We start from the raw sequence: 25,742 nt of genomic DNA on the forward strand, positions 1-25,742 counted from the left end.
CACAGCCCCCGCCTCGGATCGAGCGCGGGGATCGCCTACGGCACCGGACTAACGTGGCACACGGCCCTGCGGCCTTCAAGGGGGCTGCGGCCCCCAATGGGCGGTTTCCAAGCCGCAACCAGGCAGGAAACCGCCGCTTCCCTCCCCTTTTTCGCCGGATCAGGCGCTCTTGAGGCGGTTCACATAGCCATCGACGGTCGTACGCAGGGTTCCGGCCTCGTTCGACAGGCCGCGTGACGCGGTCAACAGCTCTCCCGAGGCGACGCGCGTGCTTTCCGCGGTGGATGCGACCTGTCCGATGCTGCCAGACACCTCCACGGTGCCCTGGGCTGCCGCCTGGATGTTGCGGGCGATCTCGCGGGTGGCAGCATTCTGCTGCTCCACCGCGGCGGCGACGGCCGACGCGGCCTCGCTGATCGCGGTGACGGTGCGGCTGATGGCGTCGATGGCGGTGACGGCGCTGCCGCTGACATCACGGATTTCCCCGACGCGAAGCTGGATGTCGTCGGTGGCCTTCGCGGTCTGGCCGGCCAGATTCTTCACCTCGCTGGCGACGACGGCGAAGCCCTTGCCCGCCTCGCCGGCACGGGCGGCCTCGATGGTGGCGTTCAGCGCCAGGAGGTTGGTCTGCGAGGCGATGGAACTGATCATGTCGACGACCGAACCGATGCCGGCCGCCCGGTCGGCCAGGGTGGCGACGATCCCGGCGGTGCTGCCGGCCTCGCGCACGGCGTCCTGGGCAATCCGGGAGGCGTCGTCGATCCGGCGGCTGATCTCGCCGATGGAAGCCTGAAGCTGTTCGGCGGCGGCGGCTACCGTCTGGATGTTGCCGTTGGCCAGCTCCGACGCCGACGCCACCGACGACGACAGCGAAGACGCACTTTCGGCGGCGGAGGACAGGCGTTCGGAGTTGCCGCGGACACTCTCCGCGGTGGTGGACAAATGCCCCACTACGGATTCGAGCTGCGCCACGAATTCCTGGGTCGCCCGCTCCATGATGCGCCGGTTCTCCTCGCGCGTCTCGCGTTCGGTCTGCCGACGGGACTCGGCGTCGTCGGCTTCGCGGGCACGGGATTGCAGCACTTCGATCGCCGCGGCCATCTCACCGATCTCATCGGACCGATGCCGGTGCGGGACGGCGAGATCGCGCCGTCCGCCAGCGATGAGACCGATCACATCCGCCAGTTCGACAATCGGACGCGATGCCCGCCGAGTGATCGCGATCGCGGCGCCGATCAAGGCCGCAAAGCCGGCAACCATCACCCCGATCGCCAGCAGCATGCGGCGGAATGCCCCGGAATGATGGTCGGACGCCATCTCGCGGCCGACGGTGATGCCGGCGTCGCGGATCACCAGAAGATCCTGGAGCAGCGGGGAGGCCGAGCGGCGCCATTCCGCGCCATCGAGGTCATAGGGTTTGCCGGCACGCGACGCCGCCAGAACCCGCGCCTTGAAGGCGCCGAAGCCCTGGATGTAACCCTTGCGCGCGGTCTCCAGCGCCGTCCGCAGCAATGGCTCCATCTCGCCGGCGACGATATCGTCCTCGACCGAACCCCAGTTGGCCATGATCCGCCCCTCCAGCGTCATCGCCTCGGCTTCGGCCTCCGGGGTCATCGGCTTTCCGGTGCCCAGGGTACGGAGATACAGGACCGACTGCTGGCCGGCCTGCTCACGCAGGGCGGCAGCCCGGATGGCAATATCGACGCGGTCGCCCACGGCCGAATCGAGGTCATTCAGACGGTGGTCGAGCCGGTTCGTCGTTACCGCAATCTGTTCGGCCACCTTGACCATACCGGCAAAGAACTGCGCCGAGGCGTCGGCCGGACGGGCGGATGGCTCCTTCGCCAGCCAGCCGTCGGTCATGGTGCGGACCTCCGAAAGCCGCTGCGCCAGCCCGGCGCTCTCCGAACTGGCCCGGGCATCCGCCAATATCTTGAGGGAGGCAATATAAGCGGCGAGCGCCGTATCCGCCTGGGAGCGCACCTTCGACAACGAAGCCCGGGTGGCGTCGTCGAGGCTCTTCCCCGACGTCAGCGGCAGGTTGACCACACCACGTTCCAGCGCCATCGCTTCGCTCACCGCGGTGGCTGCACCCACCACATCGACAATGTTCCGGGCATCGACGGCCCGGCCGGCCGACGCGCTCTCCTGCACTGCAAGCCACGTCGCGGGGACAGCGGAGACCACCCCAACGCATGTCAGGCACACATAAAGAAAATTCCGTATTTTCATTGCTCGCCCACCGCAATTTTCTTGTTCAAGCGGTCGGAATCGCCGAAGCACGAGCCGAAGCGACGTGGCTGATCTTGCGCTTCCAAACTTTCTGGCTAACACTATCACCGGATATTTTCTGATTTATTAATTCTGTAGCTATGCCATCTTGTGGACGGATGGTTGAATTTCAGAATTATAGATGCACGCGCCAGCAAGGACACGCCGCCCAACCTGAACGGGCACAAAGAAAAAGGGGCGCCGAAGCGCCCCTTTCGATTGTCACGTCAGCTATGTTGCGCGAACTAGGCGCCGGGCGCTTCGCTGCGCCGCTCGGCATGGACGTAAAGCGGCTTCGCACGCCCTTCGACCACTTCCTTGTTGACCAGGATGCTCTCGATGCCGGTCAGGCCCGGCAGGTCGAACATCGGGTCGAGCAGGATGGCTTCCATGATCGACCGCAGGCCGCGGGCACCGGTCTTGCGGGCGATCGCCTTGTGGGCGATGGCCCGCATGGCATCCTCGGAGAACTCCAGATGGACGTCCTCCATCTCGAACAGGCGCTGGTACTGCTTGACCAGGGCGTTCTTCGGCTTGCTGAGGATCTCGACCAGCGCCGCCTCGTCCAGGTCGGACAGGGTGGCCAGCACCGGCAGACGGCCGATGAACTCGGGGATCAGGCCGAACTTCAGCAGATCCTCGGGCTCGACCTCGTGCAGGATCTCGCCGGTGGCGCGTTCGTCGGCGGAGCGGACATCGGCACCGAAGCCGATGCTGGTGCCCTTGCCGCGCTGGGCGATGATCTTGTCCAGACCGGCGAAGGCGCCGCCGCAGATGAACAGGATGTTGCTGGTGTCGACCTGCAGGAATTCCTGCTGCGGATGCTTGCGCCCGCCCTGCGGCGGCACGGAGGCGACGGTGCCCTCCATGATTTTCAGCAGGGCCTGCTGCACGCCCTCGCCCGACACGTCGCGCGTGATCGACGGGTTGTCGGACTTGCGGCTGATCTTGTCGACCTCGTCGATGTAGACGATGCCGCGCTGCGCCCGCTCGACATTGTAGTCGGCCGCCTGGAGCAGCTTGAGGATGATGTTCTCGACATCCTCGCCGACATAGCCGGCCTCGGTCAGCGTCGTGGCGTCGGCCATGGTGAAGGGAACGTCGATGATGCGGGCCAGCGTCTGGGCCAGCAGCGTCTTGCCGCAGCCGGTCGGGCCGATCAGCAGGATGTTCGACTTCGCCAGTTCGACGTCGTTGTGCTTCGTCCCGTGGGCGAGGCGCTTGTAATGGTTGTGGACCGCCACCGACAGCACGCGCTTGGCGTAGGACTGTCCGATGACGTAATCGTCGAGCACCGCATGAATGTCGCGCGGAGTCGGAACCCCGTCGCGGGACTTCACGAGGGTCGTCTTGTTCTCCTCGCGAATGATGTCCATGCACAGTTCGACGCATTCATCGCAGATGAACACCGTCGGACCGGCAATCAGCTTGCGGACCTCGTGCTGGCTCTTGCCGCAGAAGGAGCAGTAGAGCGTATTCTTCGAATCGCCGCTGCTGGACTTGCTCATCGGTACTCCGTCATCTCGCGGGAGGCGTGGACCCCTAGGACCATGCCCGTTCGCGGCGCCCCCCGACGCCGGTCCTACTCAGGTTATCGCGGACGGCGTCCGCGACAAGGTCATGCGCCATTGTAGCGACGCATCACGATCCGCATGGCTGGGTCCCTTTGGGAGACTGCCCTGTGACCGGATCGTGTCACTGCCATTCAACAACAGCGTCACGACCCGATCAACCCTTTGTTGGGTGGGCTCAGGACCCACCGCTCACGAATGGTGGTCGACGCCCGGGCGCTTCTCCACCACCTCGTCGATCAGACCGAAGGCCTTCGCCTCTTCCGGCGACATGAACTTGTCGCGCTCCATGGCGGTCTCGATGGTGTCGAGATCCTGCCCGGTGTGCTTGACGTAGATGTCGTTCAGGCGCGAGCGCAGCTTCAGGATTTCCTGGGCCTGGATTTCGATGTCCGAGGCCTGGCCCTGGGCGCCGCCCGACGGCTGGTGGATCATGATGCGGCTGTTGGGCAGCGAGAAGCGCTTGCCCGGCGCGCCGGCGGCCAGCAGCAGCGAGCCCATCGAGGCGGCCTGCCCCATGCACACCGTCGACACCTGCGGACGGATGTACTGCATGGTGTCGTAGATGGCGAGGCCGGCCGAGACGTAGCCGCCCGGCGAATTGATGTAGATCGCGATGTCCTTGTTCGGGTTCTCCGACTCAAGGAACAGCAGCTGCGAGCAGATCAGGCTGGCGACGGCGTCGTTCACTCCGCCGATCAGGAAGATGATCCGCTCCTTCAGCAGGCGCGAATAGATGTCGTACGCGCGCTCGCCCCGGTTGGTCTGTTCGATGACCATCGGGACCAGAGCATTCATCTTCGGCTCGAAGTCGTACATGTGTTCTTCCCTGCCCCCGCAGTTGGCTGAACCGGTGATCGTTGCCGGCACGGAACCACATATAGGAACCTTCGGGGGCGGATGGTAGTCCGCCCCCACTCCTTTTGGGGAGTTAGGCGGCCGCAGACTCGTTGCCGGCCTCGTCCTCGTCCTTCGTCAGCTCTTCGACGCTGACGGTCTTCTCGGTGACCTTGGCCTGATCCAGGATGTGGTCGACCACCTTGTCCTCGAAGATCGGGGCGCGGAGGTTCTCCAGAGCCTGCTGGTTCTGCTTGAAGAACTCGAACACCTGACGCTCCTGACCGGGGAAGCGGCGGGCTTCGTTGATCAGGGCGCGGTTCACCTCGTCCTGGGTGACCTGGATGTTGTTGCGGCGGCCGACTTCCGACAGCAGCAGACCCAGGCGGACGCGGCGCTCGGCGATCGAGCGGTACTCGGCCTTCAGCTCGTCCTCGGACTTGTTGGCATCCTCGCCGGCGGTGCCGTTCTTGATCTCCTCCTGGAGACGCTCCCAGATGCCGCCGAACTCGATGTCGACCATGCCGGCCGGCACCTCGAAGGAATGGGCCTCGGCCAGCTTGTCGAGCAGCTGGCGCTTCACGCGCAGGCGGGACAGGCCGTCATACTCGCCCTTGATGCGGTCGCGGATGGCTTCGCGCATCTTCTCCAGGCTCTCCATGCCGAACTCCTTGGCGAGTTCGTCATTCACCTCGGCCGGGACGTTCTTGCGCAGCTCCTTCACGTCGACCTCGAAGACCGTCGCGGCACCCTTCAGGCGCTCGTGCGGGTAGTCCTCCGGGAAGGTGACGTTGACGGTGCGGTGCTCGCCGGCCTTGACGCCGACCAGCTGCTCCTCGAAGCCCGGAACGAAGCGGCCGGCACCCAGCTCCAGCGGGTAGTCCTTGCCGTCCATGCCTTCCAGCGCCTCGCCGTCGACCGTGCCGGCGAAGTCGATCACGGCGATGTCGCCGGTCTCGGCAGCACGGTCCTCGGTAACCGGGGCCTGGGTCGCGTGGGAGGAGGCCAGACGGGTCAGCGCTTCCTGCACCGACTCCTCGGTGACCTCGGCGACCGGCTTCTCCAGCTCGATGCCGGTGAAGTCGCCCGGCTCGACGTCCGGCAGCAGCTCGACCGCCATCTTGTAGGTGAGGTCGCCGCCGTCCTCATACTTCTCGACTTCGATCTTCGGCTGCAGGGCGACGCGCAGGCCGCGCTCGCTCAGCGCCTGGCGCGAGCTGTCGGAGATGGCGTCCTCCAGCACCTCGGACAGCACGCCGCCGAAATAGCGCTGCTTGATCACGGTGACCGGCACCTTGCCCGGACGGAAGCCCGGCAACTGGACCGTGCGGCGCAGCTCTTCCAGCTTGCCGTTCACCTTCTCTTCGATGTCCTTGGCGGAAATGACGACCTGAAATTCGCGCTTGAGGCCGTCGGTGCTGGTCTCGGTGATGTTCATCGGAACGAAAGCCTATCTCGTTGTTCCGGCCCGGCGGCGCCCGTCCGGGCGGCCCGAATCCGTGTTGTCCATGCGGTCCAAGGTGTTGCCATGGTGCGGGCGAAGGGACTTGAACCCATACGACCGAAGTCACTGGAACCTAAATCCAGCGCGTCTACCAATTCCGCCACGCCCGCGTTCTCATGGCAAAGGCAGCCGCGACGGGTGCGCAAACACCCGCCGGACCGCCGGCGAAGTCCGGTCTATAGCACAGCGCGCCGGAAGCAAACAGGCAAAATGGCCCGACTCAAGAGAGTGAGGCGCGGTCTGTTCGCGTCAGCCGCCCGCTTTTCACCCAGCCTTCGCCAGGGACCGCACCGCGGAGGAGGTGATGATGCGTCCCTCGCCGGTGTAGGACTCGTGGTTGGCGTCGATCTCGCCCAGGCGGTAGCGGTAGTTGATCATCATGCCCAGCGACTGTTTCAGCCCCTTGCCCGAGCGGTCGGCCAACCAGTTCAGCCGCTCCATCCGGGCACCGTTGGTCAGGTGGAAATGCGCCACCGGATCCAGCGCGCGGGGGCGGCCATGGCCCTTCGCCTCCTGCACGCTGGTCAGGTAATGGACGCCCATACGCGTCAGCGGGCCACGCAGGCGCTTCTGCAACTCCTCGTCCTCGGCCCAGCCGGGACGGGCGAGCGCACGGGACAGCAGCGGCGATTCGTCGGCACCGACACCGCCTTCGGTGGATGCGTCCGCGTCTTCGGTCTGCTCAAGCTCCGCCAGCCGTTCGGCGATGCGCTCGGCCTCGGTGTTGGTCAGCAGGGCGTCGCCGTCGCGGTCGAGCGCGCGATCGAACCAGCGGCGGAAACCGGGGATCGGCGACAGGGTGGCGTAGCACTTGATGTTGGGGAACTCGGTCGCCAGCCCGTCGACCACCCGCTTGATCAGGAAATTGCCGAAGCTGATGCCGGCCAGCCCGACCTGCGCGTTGGAGATCGAATAGAAGATGGCGCTGTCGGCGCTCTTGGGATCGCAAACCGGCGCGGTCGGGTCGAGCAGGGCCTGCACATTATCCGACATGCCCTGGACCAGCGCCACCTCGACGAAGATCAGCGGCTCATGCGGCATGCGCGGGTGGAAGAAGGCGAAGCAGCGGCGATCCGAATCGAGCCGGTCCTTCAGGTCCTGCCAGCCGCTGATCTCGTGCACCGCCTCATACTTGATCAGCTTCTCCAGCAGCGAGGCCGGGCTGTCCCAGGTGATGCGGTGCATCTCCAGGAAGCCGACGTCGAACCAGGCCCGCAGCAGGTTCTTCAGATCGTCTTCCAGCGCCTGCAACAGCGGTTCGCCGCGTGCCATCTCCATCAACTCGGCACGCAGATCGACCAGGAACTTCACCCCTTCCGGCAGGGCGTTGAACTGGGTCAGCAGCCGCAGGCGCGGCGGTTCCAGCGCGCGGCGCAAGGCCCGTTCGGCATGGCCACGGGCCACCGGGTCGGCCGCCGCCTGGAAGGTCGCCATCGCGTCCATCACCGCATCGCGGTCGACGTCGAAGTCGCGCGCGAGCATCAGAAGGAAGTTGCGCCGCCCCTGCGGGTCCAGCGCCAGATAGGTGCGGCCGAGCTGGGCGGCGCGGGCGCGGGCCGAGACCTCGCCGCCGCGCGATTCCAGGCAGGCCTCGATCTGCTCCTTCAGACGCTCGGCGTCCTCCTTGGGCAGATGGGTGCGCGGCGCCGCGCCGACGGCGCCGCGGGCCGACGCCGCGATCTCGCGCCAGCGGGTGCGCAGGTTGTCCAGCGCGCGGTCGAAGAAGTTGGGCTGCGCGGCCTGGGATGGCGGCACAGGCTCCAGAGTGGTGGTGTCGGGTGCGTCGCTCATACCCCGGAGTCTGGCCCTGCCCGGCCGGCGCCGCAAGTGGGCGCGCGGACGCAGCCGTCCGGAGTACCGCAGACGCCGCAATTGTCAGGCTCTATCCTTGAGCCTTCAGCGCCTTGAGCACGCCGGGCAGCGCCCCTGCCAGATCGTCGGAGATCAGGCCGGGGCCGAGCGCCCGCCCGGCCTCGCCATGCAGCCAGACGGCGGTGCAGGCGGCCTCGAACCCGTCCATTCCCTGCGCCAGCAGGCCCAGCACGATGCCGGCCAGCACGTCGCCGGTTCCGGCGGTCGCCAGATCTGGCGGCGCATTCATGTTGACCACGGCCCTGCCGTCGGGGGCGGCGACCACGGTGTCGGCCCCCTTCAGCACGACGACCGCACCGGACCTTGCGGCGGCGGCACGCACCCGCGACAGCTTGTCGCCGTCCATGCCGACGGAATCGCCGAACAGCCGGGCGAACTCCCCCTCATGCGGGGTGAGGACACAGCGTTTGTCGAGCCGGTCGAGAAGCTCATCGGCCGACTCGGCGAAACTGGTCAGCGCGTCGGCATCGAGGACACAGGCGCGGCGGGCGTCCAGAGCGGCCATCACAGCGGCGCGGGTCTGCGCCCCCCTGCCCGCCCCCGGCCCGATCAGCACCGCGTTCTTGCGCGGGTCCTGCAACAGCCGGGCGAAGGCGCCGGCATCCTCCAGCGGGTCGACGATCACGCTGGCGCAGCCGGCGGCATAGATCGGGAAGGCCTCCTGCGGGCAGGCGATGGTGACCAGCCCGGCCCCGGCACGCAAAGCCGCGACCGAGGCCAGCCGTGCCGCCCCCGTCATCCGCGTACCGCCCAGCACCACCGCATGGCCGCGCGCGTATTTGTGGCCGTCCAGCGCCGGCCAGGGGAAGCGGTGACGCCACAGCGACGGTTCGTTCGCTGCGGTCTGCGGCGCGATGCTGTCCAGCACCCGCTCCGGAATGCCGATATCGGCCACCACCACCTCGCCGCACAGAGTACGGCCGGGCAGCAGCACGTGGCCGGGCTTGCGGCGGAAGAAAGTGACGGTCAGCGCCGCCTGGGGAGCCGCACCCAGCACGCGGCCGCTGTCGCCATGCAGGCCGCTCGGGACATCGACGGCGACGACGGTGCGCCCCTCCATCGCCTCGACGATGGAACGGGCAAGGCCATCGAGCGGCCGGGACAGTCCGGCGCCGAACAGCGCGTCGATGACCAGGGGGTTGCCCTTCAGGATGTAGGGATCGGCCGCCTCGATCGGGCCGGGCCAGCGGTCCGCCGCCACCGCTGCATCGCCGGTCAGGGCGGACCGGGTGCCGAGCAGCGCCAGCCGCACCGGCCAGCCGGCCTCCAGCAGAAGCCGGGCGATGACGAAACCGTCGCCACCATTATTGCCGGGACCGCAGAGCACGGCGGTCGGATGCGGAGCCCAGCGTTCGCACACCGCGCGGACCACGGCGGCGCCGGCGGCCTCCATCAGGACCGGACCGGGCACCCCGGCGGCGATGGCCAGCTGGTCAGCCCGATACATCTCCGCGACGGACAGAAGCTCATCCATCCCCCACTCTCCCCGACCCTGGCTTGCCGTGCCGTTCCCTGGGCGGGCGAAGATTCGCACGCCCGCTCTACCCCTAGGCGATGCCTTCCACCCGGACCGAATGCGCGGACAAGCATAAACGCCCGCGAAACGGCGGGCCAGCCGTGCGGACGTTTATAAAACCCAAATTTTCCAAGACGCGAAGAAGAAGATGGGGCGATGGATGGGACTCGAACCCACGACCGCTCGGACCACAACCGAGAGCTCTACCAACTGAGCTACCACCGCCGCCGTCAGCGTTTCCGCCGTCGGGAGCCGCGTTATGCTCCACCACGACTGACCGGTCAAGCGTCTTTTTCACGAAGAGCGAAAAAACGTCTTTCGAGGCGGGTTACCACCCCTTTCGCCCGCCTGGAGAGGCCACGATGCGCCCGGCGACGCGGAGCCCTTGCGCCATTTGCACAAATATTGTTCACTCCGCTGAATCCTTCGGCAGCACCCTGCCCCATCGGACGGCATCCGACCGTCTTATGACCAGCGTCGATGCCGCCGGACCGGATCGGCCAAATGTGGCACGCTCCATGCTTACTGTCGTCGCTGTCGGCAGTGCCGTGGACGGTGCCTGCCGGCGTTGGCACCTCGTACACGAGAGACCCATGAAGAAGATCGAAGCCATCATCAAGCCGTTCAAGCTCGACGAGGTGAAGGAAGCCCTTCACGAAGTCGGGATCAAGGGAATCACCGTCACCGAAGCCAAGGGCTTCGGACGCCAGAAGGGCCACACCGAGCTTTATCGCGGCGCGGAATACGTCGTGGACTTCCTGCCGAAGGTGAAGATCGAAGTGGTGATGGAAGATTCCCTGGTGGAACGGGCGATCGAGGCGATCCAGCAGGCCGCGCACACCGGCCGCATCGGCGACGGCAAGATCTTCGTCACGCCCGTGGAGGAAGTTGTCCGCATCCGCACCGGGGAGAAGGGCGCCGACGCGATCTGATCGCGTAACTCCGTCGTCTCCACCGTTCCGATCGGCCTTCCTCCGACCAGCACCCGCCAACATGCGCCGTTTTCCCCTCCCCCTCACGCCGGCCCCGGCCGCACTCCTCGCCGAACGGCCGAAAGGCGCCTATGGCGAACGTGCGAGTTTTTGGGTTGGCGCGTTGTGCGGGGAAGAAAGGCGTGAGATAACGTCCGCCGCGAGCGCCGCCCTCCGCCGCCAAAGCCCCTTCGGGGCTTCGACAGCGGCTTGACGCAGCGGGATCCAACCCTCTTAAAGCGTGGAAAAAGAGACATGTCCGACATCAGCAAGGTCTTCGACCTGATCAAGGAACACGACGTCAAGTACGTGGACCTGCGCTTCACCGACCCGCGCGGCAAGCTGCACCACACCGCTCAGCACGTCTCGACCATCGACGAGGACGTGTTCGAAGACGGCATCATGTTCGACGGTTCCTCGATCGCCGGTTGGAAGGGCATCGAAGAGTCGGACATGATCCTGAAGCTGGACCCGACGACGGCCGTCATGGATCCGTTTGCCGCCCAGCCGACGCTGAACATCCTCTGCGACGTCTATGATCCGGGCACCGGCGGCGCCTACGCCCGCTGCCCGCGCGGCATCGCCAAGGCCGCCGAGAAGTACACCGCCTCGGCCGGCATCGGCGACACTGTCTTCTTCGGCCCGGAAGCCGAGTTCTTCGTGTTCGACGACGTCAAGTACTCCGTCGACATGAACAAGGTGTCCTACGAGTTCGCCTCGGACGAGGGTTCCTACTCGTCGGGCAAGGACTATGAGGACGGCAACCTGGGCCACCGCCCGGGCACCAAGGGCGGCTACTTCCCGGTCGCTCCGGTCGACAGCTGCAACGACCTGCGCGCCGAGATGCTGAGCGTCCTGGCCGAGATGGGCGTTCCGGTCGAGAAGCACCACCACGAGGTGGCCGCCGCCCAGCACGAGCTGGGCATCAAGTTCGACACGCTGGTCCGCACCGGCGACAACATGCAGTACTACAAGTACGTGGTGCACAACGTCGCCCACGCCTACGGCAAGACCGCGACCTTCATGCCGAAGCCGGTCTTCGGCGACAACGGCTCGGGCATGCACTGCCACCAGTCGATCTGGAAGGACGGCCAGCCGCTGTTCGCCGGCAACCAGTATGCCGACCTGTCGGAGCTGGCGCTGTACTACATCGGCGGCATCATCAAGCACGCCAAGGCGCTGAACGCCTTCACCAACCCGTCGACCAACAGCTACAAGCGTCTGGTCCCGGGCTATGAGGCCCCGGTCCTGCTGGCCTATTCGGCCCGCAACCGTTCGGCCTCCTGCCGCATCCCGTACGTCGCCTCGCCGAAGGGCAAGCGCGTCGAGGTCCGCTTCCCGGATCCGTCGGCCAACCCGTACCTGGCCTTCGCCGCCATGCTGATGGCCGGCCTGGACGGCATCCAGAACAAGATCCATCCGGGCGACGCGATGGACAAGAACCTGTACGACCTGCCGCCGGAAGAGCTGGCCAAGGTCCCGACCGTCTGCGGCTCGCTGCGCGAAGCCCTGAACTCGCTCCGCGAGGACAACGAGTTCCTGCGCAAGGGCGACGTCTTCTCGCAGGACATGATCGACGGCTACATCGACCTCCGCACGGAAGAGATGATGGCCTTCGAAACCATGCCGCACCCGATCGAGTACAAGATGTACTACTCGGTCTGATGTTGCCTCGCGGCGTCCGGCAACGGGCGCCGCGGCCGGTCACGCATCATTCGAAAGCCGCTCCCGGTTTGCGCCGGGGGCGGTTTTCTTTTTTGGCCTGTTCGATCCAGATGCCAACATCGGGTGGGGCGCATGTCGTCCGCTCCGCGCAATCCGCCTTGGCACAGGTGCAGGCAGGGAACAGGCAACCGTCCCCGTTCAAATCGGTCGCCCTCACCGCGAGGTCATAGCGCACGCCGCGCATAATGGCCGGGCCGGCGGTGCTGTGGCGCTCGTAATGCTCAACGACATGGCGGACGCGGGTGAGCAGTTCGCGCCGTTGATCGTGTCCCGGGACCATGCCTTCGCCCCCAATCGCCATGATTGCCGACATCAACAGGGACGCCGGAAGGATGTCTCCTGTTCCACCATCCAAGCGCAGTACGGCGCATGGGCGAGGACAGGACGCAGGAATGAAGCACCGGCCCGGCTGTTGCCACCGCAGTGATCAAGATGGATTACCAGGACGGGAGAACATGATGGATCGCGATCGGCTGCACCGCGTCGCCAAGGCGCTGGGCGACGTCCGCCTTTACGAAAAGCATCACACCGGCGAGTTCATCACCATGCGCCTGCGCGATTCCCTGGCCGACAACCCCGGCTATGACGAGGAAGAGGTGGACAAGAAGCTGTTGGAACTGGCGCGGGTGGCGCTGGAGGCGGCGGAATAGCGGCAATCCGGGTGACGAAGCGGCGGCCGGCCTGTTGGGAAAGGGGAACCGAGCCAATAGAAGGAGCAAGCCGCCATGGCCGAAGAGAAGACGTCCGACATGCCGCAAGGCGACCGTCCCGCCACCAAACCGATTCCGGTCAAGCCGGCGGTCGAACCGATGAGCGACAAGGACGAAGCGCCGCCGGGCACGCCGGGGACAGGCGAGAACATCGATCCGAAGACCGGCGAGAGCTATGTGCAGGGAATCGGCGGGGCGTGATAGATAGGCGCCGACTGGCGACGCCCACAAACGAAAAGGGCCGGCTCCCGTGAGCCGGCCCTTTCGCTGTCAAGGCACCCGTCTCACGCCACGAAGGGCGGAACCGCGGTGAAGTTGGCGGCCTTTTCGACGACCTGGCCGACGCGCAGCAGCGTCTCCTCGTCGAAGGGGCGGCCGATCAACTGGAGGCCGAGCGGCAGGCCGTCGGCACCCAGGCCGGCCGGGACCGACATGGCCGGCAGGCCGGCGAGGTTGACCGGAACGGTATAGACGTCGATCAGGTACATCTGCACCGGGTCGTCCATCTTCTCGCCGATGGCGAAGGGCGTGCTGGGGGCGGTCGGCGTCAGGATGACGTCGCAGCTCTTGAACGCCTCGTCGAAGTCCCACTTGATGCGCGTGCGCACCTGACGGGCCTTGTTGTAATAGGCGTCGTAATAGCCGGCCGACAGCACATAGGTGCCGATCAGGATGCGGCGCTGCACTTCCTTGCCGAAGCCGGCGCCGCGGGTGTTCTCGTACATTTCCTTGAGGTTGCCGCCCTCGACCCGCAGGCCGTAGCGCACGCCGTCATAGCGCGCGAGGTTGGACGACGCCTCGGCCGGCGCGATGATGTAATAGGCGGCCAGCGCGTATTTGGTGTGCGGCAGGCTGATCTCGACCGGAACCGCGCCGGCCTCCTTCAGCCAGGCGATGCCCTGGTCCCACAGCGCGGCGATCTCGGACGACAGGCCTTCGACCCGATATTCCTTGGGAATGCCGACGCGCAGGCCGCGGATATCGCCGGTCAGCGCGGCGCGGAAGTCCGGCACCGGCATGTCGACCGAGGTGGAGTCCTTCGGATCGAAACCACACATGGAGCGCAGCATGATCGCCGCATCCTCGACCGTGCGGGTCATCGGCCCGGCCTGGTCCAGCGAGGAGGCGTAGGCGACGATGCCCCAGCGCGAGCAGCGGCCGTAGGTCGGCTTGATGCCGACGGTGCCGGTATAGCCGGCCGGCTGGCGGATCGAGCCGCCGGTGTCGGTACCGGTGGCGCCCAGTGCGGCGCGCGCGGCGATCGCCGCGGCGGACCCGCCCGACGAGCCGCCGGCGACGATCTTCCTGTCCCAGGCGCCGGGAGCGCCGGGGCTCCACGGGCTGACCGTCTCGCCCTGGTGGGCGGTGATGGTGGCGGAGCCCATGGCGAACTCGTCCAGGTTCACCTTGCCCAGCATGACGGCGCCGTCGCGCCACAGCTGGGAGGTCACCGTGGATTCATATTCGGGCTTGAAACCGTCCAGGATGTGGCTGCCGGCGGTGGTGGCGACGCCCTTGGTGCAGAACAGGTCCTTCACCGCGATGGGCAGGCCGTCCATCGGCCCGGCCGAGCCCTTGGCGCGGCGCTCGTCGCTGGCCTTGGCCATCGACAGGGCGGCGTCGGGGGTCTCGGTGATGAAGATGTTGAAGGGACGCACGGCCTCGACCGCGCGCACATGCGCCTCGGTCAGCTCGACCGCGGTGAATTCCTTCTTGGCGAGGCCGTCCAGGGCCTCCGCCATCGTCAGATGCGTGAGCGCCGTCATCACTCGACCACCTTGGGCACGACGAAGAAGCCTTCGGCCGTTTCCGGACCGTTCGACAGGACCTGCGCGGCGTAGCCGCCGTCGGTGACCTCGTCCTTGCGGCGGCGCAGCTTCTGCGCGGCGACGCTGGTCATCGGCGGCACGTCCTTCGTGTCGACCTCGTTGAGCTGTTCCACGAAGGTCAGAATCTGGCTCAGTTCCCCGGCCAGGGATTCCAGTTCCTCGTCCGGCACCTTGATGCGGGCCAGATGCGCGATCTTGGCCACCGTGGCCTTGTCGAGCGACATGCCTCTACTCTCTTCCAAAACATTGGAAATCGGCCGCGAAGCTAGCACCCGCCGGCTTCATCCGCAACGATTGCGGCCATTCCGCCGCTCAGAAGGCGCCGGCATCGCCTTTCGCGAAGCCGGCGGCCAGCGCCAGCGGGCATCCGCAGGACGGGCATTGGGTGCGCTGCAACGCCTCCACCACCCGCGCGTCGGGAAGAAGGACTCCCATCGTCTTCTCCACCGCGGCGATCTGGCGCTTATGGTCGGCGCTGGCACCACAGGCGGCATCCAGCATGGCGCCGTAATCGGAACTGGACTGCGCGGTGATCGCCTTCGCCCCACCGGCGGCAAACAGCCCGACACCGCCAGTGGCCAATCCGGCCAGTCCGGCCAGCACCACACGCCGGTTCGCATCCGCGCCCATCCTGCTCATCCGTCCGCTCCGTCGATCTGTCCCATCGGTCGGCCGTGCGTCACCGGCCCGGATGCCGACTATACGCCGCATGGAGCGGTCCGGCAGCGGTGCAATCATTAAATCTTTGGAAGGAAATCCTTGGAAGCTTGGAGAAGCTCAGGCGGCGATGGGAGCGGCGGAGCACCAACCGGCGCGGTCCATGCGCAGCTTGAACAGCGCGATCGGTTCGCCCCAGGGCGTCACCCGCGTCTCCAGCGCGATCGGCACCATACCTAGCTTGGCATAGAGCAGCAGGGCCGGCGTGTTGGTGCTGAAGCAGTAGAGCGTCAGTTCGGACAGGTGATGGTGATCGAAGGCGCGGTCGATCATCGTCCGCACCAGATATTCGGCGATGCCGCGGCGGCGCAGGCCGGGATCGACGCTGACATTGCCGATGCTGGCGGTGCGGCCGTCCTCGAAGGTGGCGTAGTTGGCATAGCCGACCACGCGCTCCCGCCCATCCCCGATCAGGGTGGCCACGGTGGGATCGCGGCGGATGCCCAGGGTTGCCCGGACCTGATCGGGAGTCAGCGGCCAGACCGCGCGCGGGAACAGGAAATACAGTTCCTCCGCGTCGCGGGGAAAACCGCAGATCGTGGGGATGTCGGTGTCGGCAAGCGGCCGGTGCGACAGGACGGCGTGGGAGAGTGCGCTGCTCATACTTAGAAGAGTAAGTATCTTTGAGAACAACTCAAGCGATCTTGCGGTGACAAGGCTGCGGCCCTATGGTCGGTTGATGATCCACACCCTCTCCGAACTCGCGGCCCGGCTGGGCAAAAACCAACGATTGCTTGGCCTTGACGTCGGCACCAAGACCGTCGGGCTGGCGGTGGCCGATCCGGGACTGATCGTCGCATCGCCCATCGGCACGCTGAAGCGCACCAAATTCACCCAGGACGCGCGCGAACTGGCGAAGACCATCCGCGATTACAGCATCGGCGGGCTGGTGGTCGGGCTGCCGCTGAACATGGACGGGACGGAGGGACCGCGCGCCGAGTCGGTCCGCGCCTTCGCCAAGAACCTGCTGGAGCGGCCCGACCTGCTGGGCTGGGAGGCGGAGATCGCCTTCTGGGACGAGCGTCTGTCGACCTCCGCCGTCGAGCGCTTCATGATCGGCGAGGCCGACATGACCCGCAAGCGCCGGGACGAGGTGGTGGACAAGATGGCCGCCGCCTACATCCTGCAAGGCGCGCTCGACATGCTGGCCAACCAGCGCCGCCTCGCCGCCGAAGCGGACGAAGATGAGCGCGACGACGAAGACGACGATCGAGACTGAAACAGGCCCCGGTCGTCGTTCAATCAGGCATGGCGCTCGGGCTGAAGCAGTGCGGCGCGGCGAAGAAGCTTTGACGGATCAAGTCCCTGCACCAGCAGCAGGGCACTGGCCTTGACGAAGGCGGCCGGCGTGCCGGGGGTGAGCGCCAGCGCGCGGCAGTAAATTCCCTCCGCCAGATCGGCGTGGCCGGCAGCGGCCAGTGTCTCCGCCACCGCCAGCAGGCCGTCCATCGCCATGGCGAGATCGCCGTCGAGGTTCAGCGCTCCGGCGAACGCCTGCGCCGCACCCGGCAAATCACTCCGGCTTTCCAGCACCAGCCCGTAGGTAGCCCACCAGACGGGAACGCCCGGCCGGGCGGTGATGGCCTGAGCGATCAGCTCCTGCGCGTCGGCCCAGCGGCCGGCCTGAGCGGCGATCAGGCCCTGGCGGTAGATGCTTTCGGCCTGATCCGGCGTCATCGGCTTGGGTCCTTACGAATCGCTGCGGCCGAGCTGGTCCATCAGTTCGCGCCATTCGCGCTTGGACAGGCCGCTGGCCTCCTGGGTCACCGGCTCCCCGGCCAGCAGGCGCTTCACCACGTCCAGGCCGGTGCGCGACAGGTGGGCGCCGCCCATGCGGTATTCAGTGAAGGACTCGAAGACCGCCGGAACCCAGCGCTTCACCACGTCCAGCATCGCGTCGGCATAGACGCGGATCTCGTACTGGGCATGGCTGTCGGCACGCAGCGACAGGAAGTGCAGAAGGTTGTGAAGATCGACCTTCCAGTACCACTGCGTGTAATAGTTCAGCGACAGGTTCATCCGCGCCAGCTCGCGCGCCAGACCCTGGCGGGACGGGTCGATGACCGTGCCGTCCTCGCGGTGGTTCAGCATCTCTTCATAGTGGCCGTAGGCGCGTTCGGAATCCTCGCGCAGCAGCCGCATGACGTTGGCCGCCTCCTCACCCTCCAGCACGTCGCCGCGGCCCTGGCGGTTCACCACGGCCTGGGCGCCCAGCTGTTCCGGCGCCGGCACGTAGAATTCGCGGTCGAGGATGGAGTAGCGCGCCGAATATTCGTTCACGTTGGCGGTGCGGTGGCGGATCCACTGACGGGCGACGAAGATCGGCAGCTTCACATGGAACTTGATCTCGCACATCTCGAACGGGGTCGAGTGGCGATGGCGCATCAGATACTTGATGAGGCCCGAATCCTCGCTGACCTTCTTGGTGCCCTTGCCATAGGACACGCGCGCCGCCTGCACGACCGCCGCATCATCGCCCATATAGTCGATGACGCGGACGAAGCCGTGGTCCAGCACCTCCAGCGGCTGATAGAGGATGTCCTCCAGGGCCGGAACGGTGGCGCGGCGGGTGGTGGCGGTGACGGCGCGCAGGCGATCGATTTCGTCGCGCTGCTCGGGCGTGATCGGCATGGTGACTCCGGGGCTGCAACGGCCGGACTCTTAAGCAGTGCGGGACAAGGGTGCAAGCCGCCTTTCAGGAATGCGTCCTACCCGCGTCACCGCAACGCATTTGGCGATCATGCCACACAGCCCCTTCCCTTGCCGGGCGGGAGTGCCTATATTCGCGACGTCGGTTCGCCGACTATGGCGATAAACGCCTTGTGGAATAAGCGTTGTGGACCCGGGGGCGGTACCCGGCGCCTCCACCAACCATACGCCGGATTCGTTGACCGGGGTCGTTGGGGGCGAAACAGGATCGACACGCGTGGTAAAGGCATGGTTTTCGCTCGGCATGGTTCCGCCGTTATCGGGCCGTTGCAATAGTTGCCAACGACAACGTTGCTCAGGCTCGCCTCGCTGCCTAACGGCGGCTGGTAGCCTAAACCTAATCCCCGCGGGTTAGCGCCCAAGGGTGGGGCCGTGGGCCGCCTAGCAACAGAAGGCCCACACCTCTCTTCCCAGCGTTTCGTGCCGGCCCTCGGCCGCAGCGGAACGCTCAAGACCGATCGCGTTATCAGGGACCCGCCCAAGCATGCCGAAAGAGCAGCTCCGCTATGACCGCATGGTCGAGACCGCGTTGCGCGGCGTTGTCCGCGACGCGCTGACCGAGGTTGCCGAGCGCGGCTTGCCGGGCAATCACCACTTCTACCTGACCTTCCGCACCGGCTTCCCCGGTGTCGATATTCCGGATTACCTGTCCTCGCAGTATCCGAACGAGATGACCATCGTCCTCCAATTCCAGTATTACGGGCTGGACGTGACGGACGATCATTTCGAGGTCACGCTGAGCTTCAACAACGTGCATGAGCGGCTGGTGATTCCGTTCGCCGCCATCACCACCTTCGCCGACCCTTCGGTGAACTTCGCCCTGCAGTTCCAGCCGCTGGCCGCCGCCGAGTCGGCGGAGGTCGCGACCATGCCGCCCCGTACCGCCGCCGAGCGGGTCGAGGAAAAGGCGGAGGAAAGCGCCCCGGCCGAAGAGCCGAAGCGCGGCGAGGTCGTTGCCCTGGACGCCTTCCGCAAGAAGTAATCTTCCAGACCGATGCCAGCCCAGCCGCCCAGCGAGTATGTCGCCACACTCTGCGAGATGCTGGCGCCGCTGGGCGATTTGCATGTGCGCCGCATGTTCGGCGGCTACGGCCTGTCGATCGACGGGCTGACCTTCGCGCTGATCGCCGATGAAATCCTGTATTTCAAGGCGGACGACGTGAACCGCGCGGCGTTCACAGAACTGGGCCTGGAGCCTTTCCGGCCGATGCCGGACAAGCCGACCACCCTGTCCTATTATCCGCCACCCGACTCGGCGCTGGACGACCGCGATGAATTGTTGCCCTGGGCGCGGTCGGGCTTCGACGCAGCGCTGCGGGCCGCGGCGAAGAAGGCGGCAAAGGTGAAGCGGAAACGGGATATTCCCTCTCCCCCCCGGGGAGAGGGCTAGGGTGAGAGGGGAGCACGGCGAGGACTCCCCCGGGATAGCTACGCTATGCATCCCCCTCACCCCGACCCTCTCCCCAGGGGGGAGAGGGAGATTCACGCATCAGTCCCCTCAGATATTCTCCGCCATGTGGACGGTCGCGTTGCTGGCCTGAGCGCCGGCGCTGCGCTGGCGCATCTGGCGGGCGAAGCGCAGAGGGTTGGGCAGGATGTTCAGCATCGAGCCCAGCTTGCCGACCGACGAAGTCGCCTTGCCCACCGCCAGCACGTCGGCCAGACGCCGGTCGATGAAGGCGCGGGTCTCGGCATGGTCGTCGGACTTGTCGTCCAGCCAATAGAAGGTGGAGGAGCTGACCACCGCGGCCAGCAGCGCCCGCTTGGTGTAGTGGTTGTAGTCGGTCGAACTGTCGCCGGCGGCGAACCACATCGCGTCGACCGTGCGGTAGAGCAGACGCAGGCCAAGCGCCACATTCTGCGGCAGCGCCAGATAGGAGAGCTGGCGGCGCTTGGCCTCGCGATAGGGCTCCAGCACTTCGAAATAGGTGCGGACGGCGAGCGAGATGCGCTCGCGCACCTTCATCTCGGCCAGAGGCAGCGCCTCCAGCCGGTCGAGCATCTGGCGGTCGGACCAGTCGGCGAAATGCTCCACCGCGTCGGTGACTCCGCCGGGGAAGGCGCGCAACAGGGCCGACGGCTCATGCCCCGCCATCCCAGTGCCGTCGCGCAGGGACTGCAGGCTCCAGCCGTCGAAGACGACGTTGGGCAGGCTCGCCACCAGAATCTCGTCGCGAAGCGTATCGATGCTCATAGCCAACTCTCCCTGCGCCCGCCCTCAGCTCCGGGCCGGCGCGGCGTTGAGGTGATGCATTTCCTCGGTGCAGACCAGGTGATGCAGGTCGTCCATGCGATCAAGATAGAGCACGCCGTCCAGATGGTCGACCTCGTGCTGGACCACACGGGCGTGGAAACCCGATGCTTCGCGCTCGATTTTGGCGCCGTCGAGGCCATAGCCGCGGTAGCGGATGCGCGTGTAGCGCGGCACCAGACCGCGCAGGCCCGGAATCGACAGGCAGCCTTCCCAGCCCAGGGCCTTGTCATCCGTCAGCGGCTCGATCACCGGATTGACCAGGACGGTGTTGGCGACCTCCTCCCCCTCGCCGCGGTCGGCGGGGACACGGAAGACGATGATCCGGCGCGACTCCGAGATCTGCGGCGCGGCGAGACCGACTCCGGGAGCGTCCAGCATGGTGGCGATCATGTCGGCCGCCAGCCGGGAGACTGCCGGATCGGTCGGGTCGGCGATGGGCTCCGCGATCTTGCGGAGTACGGGATTGCCCATTCGGGCGATTGGAAGCACTGGCATGCCGCTATATCTGGAGTGTGGAGGCTGCCGGAGCAACCGATTCCTGTCCTGCTGATGCTTAAGGGCAAAGACTCCCCTTCACAAAGGCGAGGGGGCGTGCTACACACTGCGCCCACACAAGGGGTGCGCCCGCCGCGCATGCCTATTTGTTGCCTTGGCGCAACATGCTTCACTTGGAAGGGTGACGGTTAACGTGCAAGTTCTGGTCCGAGATAACAACGTCGATCAGGCCCTCCGCGCGCTCAAGAAGAAGATGCAGCGCGAGGGCATTTTCCGTGAAATGAAGCTCCGCCGTAACTACGAGAAGCCCTCGGAGAAGCGCGCGCGTGAGAAGGCTGAAGCGGTGCGTCGCACCCGCAAGCTGCTCCGCAAGCGGATGGAACGCGAGGGTTATTAATCGTCTGTCGCGCCTAGCGACAGCGATGGGCGCGTGTGATGCGCGCCCAAGACCCCTTGTGTCTTGCACCCGACCGTCCCGCGATCCTCGCGTGGGCGGTTTTGGTGTATCTGCGCCATTTTTCTTGGCCCGACTGTGCGTCGGCCAAGCGTATTGAATGGTCAGCGAGCTGGGCCGCCCCCCTTCGGCCCGCTTGTAGCCTGCCCCGGAGAGGCCCGAACATGAGCGCTTCCAACCTCACCGCCCGCCAGTCGGTCCCGGCGCTGCGCGCCCGCAAGGGGGGCGAGCCCATCGTCTGCCTGACCGCCTACACCGCGCCGGTGGCCCGGCTGCTCGACCCGCATGTCGATATCCTGCTGGTCGGCGATTCGCTGGGCATGGTGGTCTACGGGCTGGACAGCACGCTGCCGGTGACGCTGGACATGATGATCGCCCATGGCGCCGCCGTGGTGCGCGCGTCCGAACGGGCCTGCGTCGTGGTCGATCTGCCGTTCGGCAGCTACCAGGAAAGCAAGGAGGCCGCCTTCCGCGCCTCGGCCCGCGTGATGGCGGAAACCGGCGCCCAGGCGGTCAAGCTGGAAGGCGGGCTGGAGATGGCGAAGACGGTGGCCTTCCTGACCGCCCGCGGCATCCCGGTGATGGGCCATGTCGGGCTGACGCCGCAATCGGTGAACACGCTCGGCGGCTATAAGGCGGTCGGTCGCGATGCCGAGGCAGCCGAACGGATCGCCGCCGACGCCCGCGCGATCGCCGAGGCCGGCGCCTTCACCCTGGTGATCGAAGGCACGATGGAGCCGCTGGCCCGCCGCATCACCGAAGAGGTGGCGATCCCCACCATCGGCATCGGCGGCTCGCCAGCCTGCGATGGCCAAGTGCTGGTCACCGACGACATGCTGGGCCTGTTCGGCGCCTTCCAGCCGAAATTCGTCAAGCGCTACGCCAACCTGGGCGAGACGGTCAGCGAAGCCGCCGCGACCTACGCCGCCGAAGTGCGCAGCCGCGCCTTTCCGGGGCCGGAACATTGCTTCGGGGTGAAGAAGGCGGCGGCGGTGTAACACTCTCCCCGACACTTTCGTTCTTCCTCCGTTCCAGGCGATCCGCTACAGTCCGACCGCCATGGATGCCCCCTCCCCCGCCCTGATCCCGCCCAACGTCGCCGCGTGGTTCCGGTCGCGCGGCTGGGCGCCGCACCCGCATCAGGTCGCGATGGTGGAGGCGGCCGAACGGGGCGAGAGCGCGCTGCTGATTGCCCCCACCGGCGGCGGCAAGACGCTGGCCGGCTTCCTGCCCTCGCTGATCGAACTGGCCGAGCGGCCGCGCGAGGGGCTGCACACCCTTTACATCTCGCCACTAAAGGCGCTGGCGGTCGACATCCAGCGCAACCTCGAGCAGCCGATCGCCGAGATGCGGCTGCCGATCCGGGCGGAGACCCGCACCGGCGACACGCCGGAGGCCAAGCGCAAGCGCCAGCGCACCCATCCCCCGCACATGCTGATGACGACGCCGGAAAGTCTGGCTCTGCTGCTGTCCTACACCGATGCCGACCGGCTGTTCCGTAATCTGCGCTGCGTCATCATCGACGAATTGCACGCGCTGGCCGGCACCAAGCGCGGCGACCTGCTGGCGCTAGGGCTGGCCCGCCTTTCCCGCCTCGCCCCCGCCGCGCGCCGTGTCGGGCTGTCGGCCACGGTGGCGGAACCGGAGCGGCTGCTGGCTTGGTTGTCGCGCCGCGGTCGGTATGACGGGACGCCAGCCGACGACGTCCGCCTCGTGCTGGGCCGCAGCGGAGCCCAGGCGGAGGTCGAGATCCTGACCTCGCAGGAACGGGTGCCCTGGGCCGGCCACATGGCGATGCACGCCATGAAGGAGATCTACGAGCGCGTTCGCCGCCAGCGTACCACCCTGCTGTTCGTCAACACCCGCGCCCAGGCCGAGTTGGTGTTCCAGGCACTGTGGCGGGTCAATGACGACAACCTTCCCATCGCACTCCACCACGGCTCGCTGGCGGTGGAGCAGCGCCGCAAGGTCGAGGGCGCCATGGCGCGCGGCGAGCTGCGGGCGGTGGTCGCCACCTCCTCGCTCGATCTCGGCATCGACTGGGCGGCGGTGGACCTCGTGGTGCAGATCGGCGCGCCCAAGGGGTCGAGCCGGCTGGTCCAGCGCATCGGCCGCGCCAACCACCGGCTCGACGAGCCCAGCCGCGCCCTGCTGGTCCCCGCCAACCGGTTCGAGGTGCTGGAGTGCCGCGCCGCGCTGGAGGCGGTGCACGACCACACGCTCGATGGCGAGGCACCGCGGCCGGGCGGGCTGGACGTGCTGGCCCAGCATCTGCTCGGCATGGCCTGCGCAGCGCCCTTCCTGCCTGACGAGTTGTATGAGGAGGTGGTTTCCGCCGCCCCCTATGCCGCGATGACGCGCGACGAGTTCGACGACGTGCTGGATTTCGTCGCCACCGGCGGCTACGCGCTCGGCGCCTATGACCGGTTCCAGCGCCTGAAGCTGCGCGAGGACGGCCGGATGGCGGTGGCCGGCCCGGCAGTGGCACGCCAATACCGGATGAATGTCGGCACCATCACGCAGGAGGCATTGCTGCGCGTCCGGCTGAACCGCGGCCCGGTGCTGGGCGAGGTGGAAGAGTATTTCATCCAGGGCCTGACCCCCGGCGATACCTTCCTGTTCGCCGGCCAGCTGTTGAAATTCCTCGGCGTGCGCGAGATGGAAGCCCAGGTCGCCAAGGGCGGCACCGGCGATCCGAAGGTGCCCGCCTATGCCGGCGGGCGGCTGCCGCTGACCACCCATCTGGCCGAGCGTGTGCGCGCCATGCTGGCTGATCCGCGCCAGTGGGACGGGCTGCCGGAGGATGTTCAGGAATGGCTGCGGCTTCAGCGCTACCGCTCGGTCCTGCCCAACCGCGACGGGCTGCTGGTGGAGACCTTCCCCAAGGCCGGCAAACGCTTCCTCGTCGCCTACGCCTTCGAGGGGCGGAATGCGCACCAGACCCTGGGCATGCTGCTGACCCGGCGGATGGAGCGGTTCGGGCTGGGGCCGCTGGGCTTCGTCGCCACCGACTATGTGCTGGCGGTGTGGTCGCTGCGGTCTCCCCAGGATATGGGCACCGATATGGACGCGCTGTTCGACCAGGACATGCTGGGCGACGATCTCGAAGCCTGGATGGACGAATCGTCGATGCTGCGGCGGACCTTCCGCAATGTGGCGCTGATCGCCGGGGTGATCGACCGCCGTCATCCCGGACAGGAGAAGACCGGGCGGCAGGTCACCTTCTCCTCCGACCTGATCTATGACGTGCTGCGCAAGCACGACCCCGGCCATGTGCTGCTGCGGGCGACGCGGGCAGATGCGGCCGGCGGGCTGACCGACATCCGCCGCCTGTCCGATTTCCTGGCGCGGGTGCGCGGGCGCATCACCCACAAGGATCTCGACCGCATCTCCCCCCTGGCGGTGCCGGTGATCCTGGAGATCGGCCGCGAGCGGGTGGAGGGCAGCGCCACCGACGAGTTGCTCGCCGCCGCCGAGGCCGAACTGCTGGCGGAGGCGATGCCGGAACTGGCCACCCCCAAAGCGGCTTCTTCCAAACGTGCCGAACCGCAACAGGGCCGGTTGATCCTGTGATGACCATGACCGGGACCATGACACAGACCGCCAGCCGTGCGGCGTTGACGCTGTGCGGCGCCGATCTGCTGGCCGATCCGTCGGGCGCGCTGCTGTGGCCGGCGGAGAGCATCCTCGCCGTCGCCGACCTGCATCTGGAGAAGGGATCCGCCTTCGCCGCGCGCGGCCGGATGCTGCCGCCCTACGACACTCGGGCGACGCTGGACCGGCTGGCGGATTTGATCGCGATGGCGCGGCCGGCACGCGTGCTGTGCCTGGGCGACAGCTTCCACGACCGCCGGGCGGCGGAGCGGATGGATCCCGCCGACGTGGAACGGCTGCGCGGCCTGACCGCCGCCGTCGCCGACTGGGTGTGGATCAGCGGCAACCACGATCCCGAACCGCCACAGGGGCTCGGCGGGCGGGTGGTGGCGGAGCTGTCGCTCGGCCCGCTGACCTTCCGGCACGAGGCGCAACCCGGTGCGGTGGGCGAACTGTCCGGGCACCTGCATCCGGCCGCCGCGGTGGCGCTGGCCGGGCGACGGGTGCGGGAACGCTGCTTTGCCCATGACGGAGCCAAGCTGATCCTGCCGGCCTTCGGCAGCTTCACCGGCGGGCTGAACGTGCTGGACGCCGCCTTCGACGGGCTGCTGGCGCCGGGGTTCGAAGTTCTGATGACGGCGCGCGGCCGGGTCTACCGCTTCCCCTGCGACCGTTTGTCGCCGGACCGTGCGCGGTGACCCTCCGGGATGCTC

26 protein-coding genes, 2 tRNA genes and 1 other RNA gene are annotated in these 25,742 nt (G+C 67.0%); 12 read left to right on the plus strand and 17 right to left on the minus strand.

Annotated elements, in window-relative coordinates; all coding sequences use genetic code 11:
• Positions 1 to 159: 159 nt before the first annotated feature.
• From J2848_RS36095 to J2848_RS05890, 8 genes are all read right to left on the minus strand, one after another.
• On the minus strand, positions 160 to 2,097 hold the full coding sequence (locus J2848_RS36095; protein ID WP_211103052.1) for a methyl-accepting chemotaxis protein: 1,938 nt from the start codon (positions 2,095 to 2,097) through the stop codon (positions 160 to 162).
• A gap of 419 nt (positions 2,098 to 2,516) precedes the next feature.
• Positions 2,517 to 3,779, minus strand: a complete 1,263-nt coding sequence (gene clpX / locus J2848_RS05860; RefSeq protein ID WP_012974526.1) for an ATP-dependent Clp protease ATP-binding subunit ClpX — start codon at positions 3,777 to 3,779, stop codon at positions 2,517 to 2,519.
• Positions 3,780 to 4,034: 255 nt separating this feature from the next.
• Complete coding sequence (gene clpP, locus J2848_RS05865) at positions 4,035 to 4,661, minus strand: ATP-dependent Clp endopeptidase proteolytic subunit ClpP (protein WP_098739527.1); 627 nt, start codon at positions 4,659 to 4,661, stop codon at positions 4,035 to 4,037.
• A 112-nt stretch (positions 4,662 to 4,773) separates the two neighbouring features.
• Positions 4,774 to 6,117 carry a trigger factor gene (tig, locus tag J2848_RS05870; RefSeq protein WP_149230043.1) on the minus strand — a complete coding sequence of 448 codons (1,344 nt, stop codon included), beginning with the start codon at positions 6,115 to 6,117 and terminating at the stop codon, positions 4,774 to 4,776.
• Between the two features lie 91 nt (positions 6,118 to 6,208).
• Positions 6,209 to 6,293 (minus strand) — tRNA-Leu (locus J2848_RS05875).
• A gap of 154 nt (positions 6,294 to 6,447) precedes the next feature.
• Positions 6,448 to 7,974 carry a malonyl-CoA decarboxylase gene (locus tag J2848_RS05880; RefSeq protein WP_149230042.1) on the minus strand — a complete coding sequence of 509 codons (1,527 nt, stop codon included), beginning with the start codon at positions 7,972 to 7,974 and terminating at the stop codon, positions 6,448 to 6,450.
• 91 nt (positions 7,975 to 8,065) lie between these two features.
• Positions 8,066 to 9,529: an NAD(P)H-hydrate dehydratase gene (locus tag J2848_RS05885; protein ID WP_149230041.1), complete on the minus strand. Its 1,464-nt coding sequence runs from the start codon at positions 9,527 to 9,529 to the stop codon at positions 8,066 to 8,068.
• 191 nt (positions 9,530 to 9,720) lie between these two features.
• Positions 9,721 to 9,796: transfer RNA gene (locus J2848_RS05890), tRNA-His, on the minus strand.
• Positions 9,797 to 10,164: 368 nt separating this feature from the next.
• On the opposite strand from J2848_RS05890, the gene J2848_RS05895 reads away from it, so the two are divergent.
• The gene (locus J2848_RS05895; RefSeq protein WP_012974531.1) at positions 10,165 to 10,503 is read left to right on the plus strand and encodes a P-II family nitrogen regulator; all 339 of its coding nucleotides are present in this window, start codon (positions 10,165 to 10,167) and stop codon (positions 10,501 to 10,503) included.
• Between the two features lie 294 nt (positions 10,504 to 10,797).
• Positions 10,798 to 12,207, plus strand: coding sequence for a type I glutamate--ammonia ligase (gene glnA, locus J2848_RS05900; protein ID WP_109086114.1), 1,410 nt, complete (start codon positions 10,798 to 10,800; stop codon positions 12,205 to 12,207).
• Positions 12,208 to 12,253: 46 nt separating this feature from the next.
• On the opposite strand, the gene J2848_RS05905 is transcribed toward glnA, so the two are convergent.
• On the minus strand, positions 12,254 to 12,580 hold the full coding sequence (locus J2848_RS05905; RefSeq protein ID WP_211103051.1) for a hypothetical protein: 327 nt from the start codon (positions 12,578 to 12,580) through the stop codon (positions 12,254 to 12,256).
• A gap of 142 nt (positions 12,581 to 12,722) precedes the next feature.
• Between J2848_RS05905 and J2848_RS05910 the strand changes: the two genes are divergently transcribed.
• Both J2848_RS05910 and J2848_RS05915 read left to right on the plus strand, forming a co-directional pair.
• Positions 12,723 to 12,917 (plus strand): hypothetical protein, encoded by a 195-nt coding sequence (locus J2848_RS05910; RefSeq protein WP_149230039.1) that lies wholly within the window; start codon positions 12,723 to 12,725, stop codon positions 12,915 to 12,917.
• A gap of 75 nt (positions 12,918 to 12,992) precedes the next feature.
• Positions 12,993 to 13,178 (plus strand): hypothetical protein, encoded by a 186-nt coding sequence (locus J2848_RS05915; RefSeq protein WP_014248132.1) that lies wholly within the window; start codon positions 12,993 to 12,995, stop codon positions 13,176 to 13,178.
• Between the two features lie 83 nt (positions 13,179 to 13,261).
• On the opposite strand, the gene gatA is transcribed toward J2848_RS05915, so the two are convergent.
• The 4 genes from gatA to J2848_RS05935 all read right to left on the minus strand — a co-directional run bounded on the left by gatA (position 13,262) and on the right by J2848_RS05935 (position 16,126).
• The gene (gene gatA / locus J2848_RS05920) at positions 13,262 to 14,743 is read right to left on the minus strand and encodes an Asp-tRNA(Asn)/Glu-tRNA(Gln) amidotransferase subunit GatA (protein ID WP_149230038.1); all 1,482 of its coding nucleotides are present in this window, start codon (positions 14,741 to 14,743) and stop codon (positions 13,262 to 13,264) included.
• Positions 14,743 to 15,030, minus strand: coding sequence for an Asp-tRNA(Asn)/Glu-tRNA(Gln) amidotransferase subunit GatC (gene gatC / locus J2848_RS05925; protein ID WP_042691134.1), 288 nt, complete (start codon positions 15,028 to 15,030; stop codon positions 14,743 to 14,745). Before gatC ends, gatA begins: the two co-directional genes overlap by 1 nt.
• 88 nt (positions 15,031 to 15,118) lie before the next feature.
• On the minus strand, positions 15,119 to 15,445 hold the full coding sequence (locus J2848_RS05930) for a hypothetical protein (RefSeq protein WP_149230037.1): 327 nt from the start codon (positions 15,443 to 15,445) through the stop codon (positions 15,119 to 15,121).
• 138 nt (positions 15,446 to 15,583) lie between these two features.
• Positions 15,584 to 16,126, minus strand: a complete 543-nt coding sequence (locus J2848_RS05935) for a GNAT family N-acetyltransferase (RefSeq protein WP_149230036.1) — start codon at positions 16,124 to 16,126, stop codon at positions 15,584 to 15,586.
• A gap of 73 nt (positions 16,127 to 16,199) precedes the next feature.
• On the opposite strand from J2848_RS05935, the gene ruvX reads away from it, so the two are divergent.
• Positions 16,200 to 16,742 (plus strand): Holliday junction resolvase RuvX, encoded by a 543-nt coding sequence (ruvX, locus tag J2848_RS05940; protein WP_376992669.1) that lies wholly within the window; start codon positions 16,200 to 16,202, stop codon positions 16,740 to 16,742.
• A 23-nt stretch (positions 16,743 to 16,765) separates the two neighbouring features.
• Here the strand turns inward: ruvX and J2848_RS05945 are convergent, their stop codons facing one another.
• Both J2848_RS05945 and thyX read right to left on the minus strand, forming a co-directional pair.
• Complete coding sequence (locus tag J2848_RS05945) at positions 16,766 to 17,200, minus strand: tetratricopeptide repeat protein (protein WP_149230034.1); 435 nt, start codon at positions 17,198 to 17,200, stop codon at positions 16,766 to 16,768.
• A 12-nt stretch (positions 17,201 to 17,212) separates the two neighbouring features.
• A complete protein-coding gene (gene thyX / locus J2848_RS05950; protein ID WP_149230033.1) occupies positions 17,213 to 18,154 on the minus strand; it encodes an FAD-dependent thymidylate synthase in 942 nt (313 codons plus the stop codon).
• Positions 18,155 to 18,274: 120 nt separating this feature from the next.
• Here thyX and ssrA point away from each other — a divergent pair.
• From ssrA to J2848_RS05965, 3 genes are all read left to right on the plus strand, one after another.
• Positions 18,275 to 18,635: a transfer-messenger RNA gene (gene ssrA, locus J2848_RS05955) on the plus strand.
• A gap of 81 nt (positions 18,636 to 18,716) precedes the next feature.
• Positions 18,717 to 19,214, plus strand: a complete 498-nt coding sequence (locus J2848_RS05960) for an SspB family protein (RefSeq protein WP_149230032.1) — start codon at positions 18,717 to 18,719, stop codon at positions 19,212 to 19,214.
• A 12-nt stretch (positions 19,215 to 19,226) separates the two neighbouring features.
• Positions 19,227 to 19,622, plus strand: coding sequence for a TfoX/Sxy family protein (locus tag J2848_RS05965; RefSeq protein ID WP_149230031.1), 396 nt, complete (start codon positions 19,227 to 19,229; stop codon positions 19,620 to 19,622).
• Between the two features lie 108 nt (positions 19,623 to 19,730).
• On the opposite strand, the gene J2848_RS05970 is transcribed toward J2848_RS05965, so the two are convergent.
• On the minus strand, positions 19,731 to 20,426 hold the full coding sequence (locus J2848_RS05970) for a COQ9 family protein (RefSeq protein ID WP_149230030.1): 696 nt from the start codon (positions 20,424 to 20,426) through the stop codon (positions 19,731 to 19,733).
• A gap of 24 nt (positions 20,427 to 20,450) precedes the next feature.
• Complete coding sequence (gene def / locus J2848_RS05975; protein WP_149230029.1) at positions 20,451 to 20,981, minus strand: peptide deformylase; 531 nt, start codon at positions 20,979 to 20,981, stop codon at positions 20,451 to 20,453.
• A 193-nt stretch (positions 20,982 to 21,174) separates the two neighbouring features.
• Between def and rpsU the strand changes: the two genes are divergently transcribed.
• From rpsU to pdeM, 4 genes are all read left to right on the plus strand, one after another.
• Positions 21,175 to 21,378, plus strand: coding sequence for a 30S ribosomal protein S21 (gene rpsU / locus J2848_RS05980; protein ID WP_012974546.1), 204 nt, complete (start codon positions 21,175 to 21,177; stop codon positions 21,376 to 21,378).
• Between the two features lie 221 nt (positions 21,379 to 21,599).
• Entirely contained in the window at positions 21,600 to 22,433 is an 834-nt protein-coding gene (panB, locus tag J2848_RS05985) for a 3-methyl-2-oxobutanoate hydroxymethyltransferase (protein WP_149230028.1), read from the plus strand.
• A 61-nt stretch (positions 22,434 to 22,494) separates the two neighbouring features.
• The gene (locus J2848_RS05990) at positions 22,495 to 25,008 is read left to right on the plus strand and encodes a ligase-associated DNA damage response DEXH box helicase (RefSeq protein WP_149230027.1); all 2,514 of its coding nucleotides are present in this window, start codon (positions 22,495 to 22,497) and stop codon (positions 25,006 to 25,008) included.
• 17 nt (positions 25,009 to 25,025) lie between these two features.
• Positions 25,026 to 25,727, plus strand: coding sequence for a ligase-associated DNA damage response endonuclease PdeM (pdeM, locus tag J2848_RS05995; protein ID WP_149230026.1), 702 nt, complete (start codon positions 25,026 to 25,028; stop codon positions 25,725 to 25,727).
• Positions 25,728 to 25,742: the final 15 nt, after the last annotated feature.

This window comes from Azospirillum lipoferum (genome assembly GCF_024170005.1).
Taxonomy (GTDB): domain Bacteria; phylum Pseudomonadota; class Alphaproteobacteria; order Azospirillales; family Azospirillaceae; genus Azospirillum; species Azospirillum lipoferum.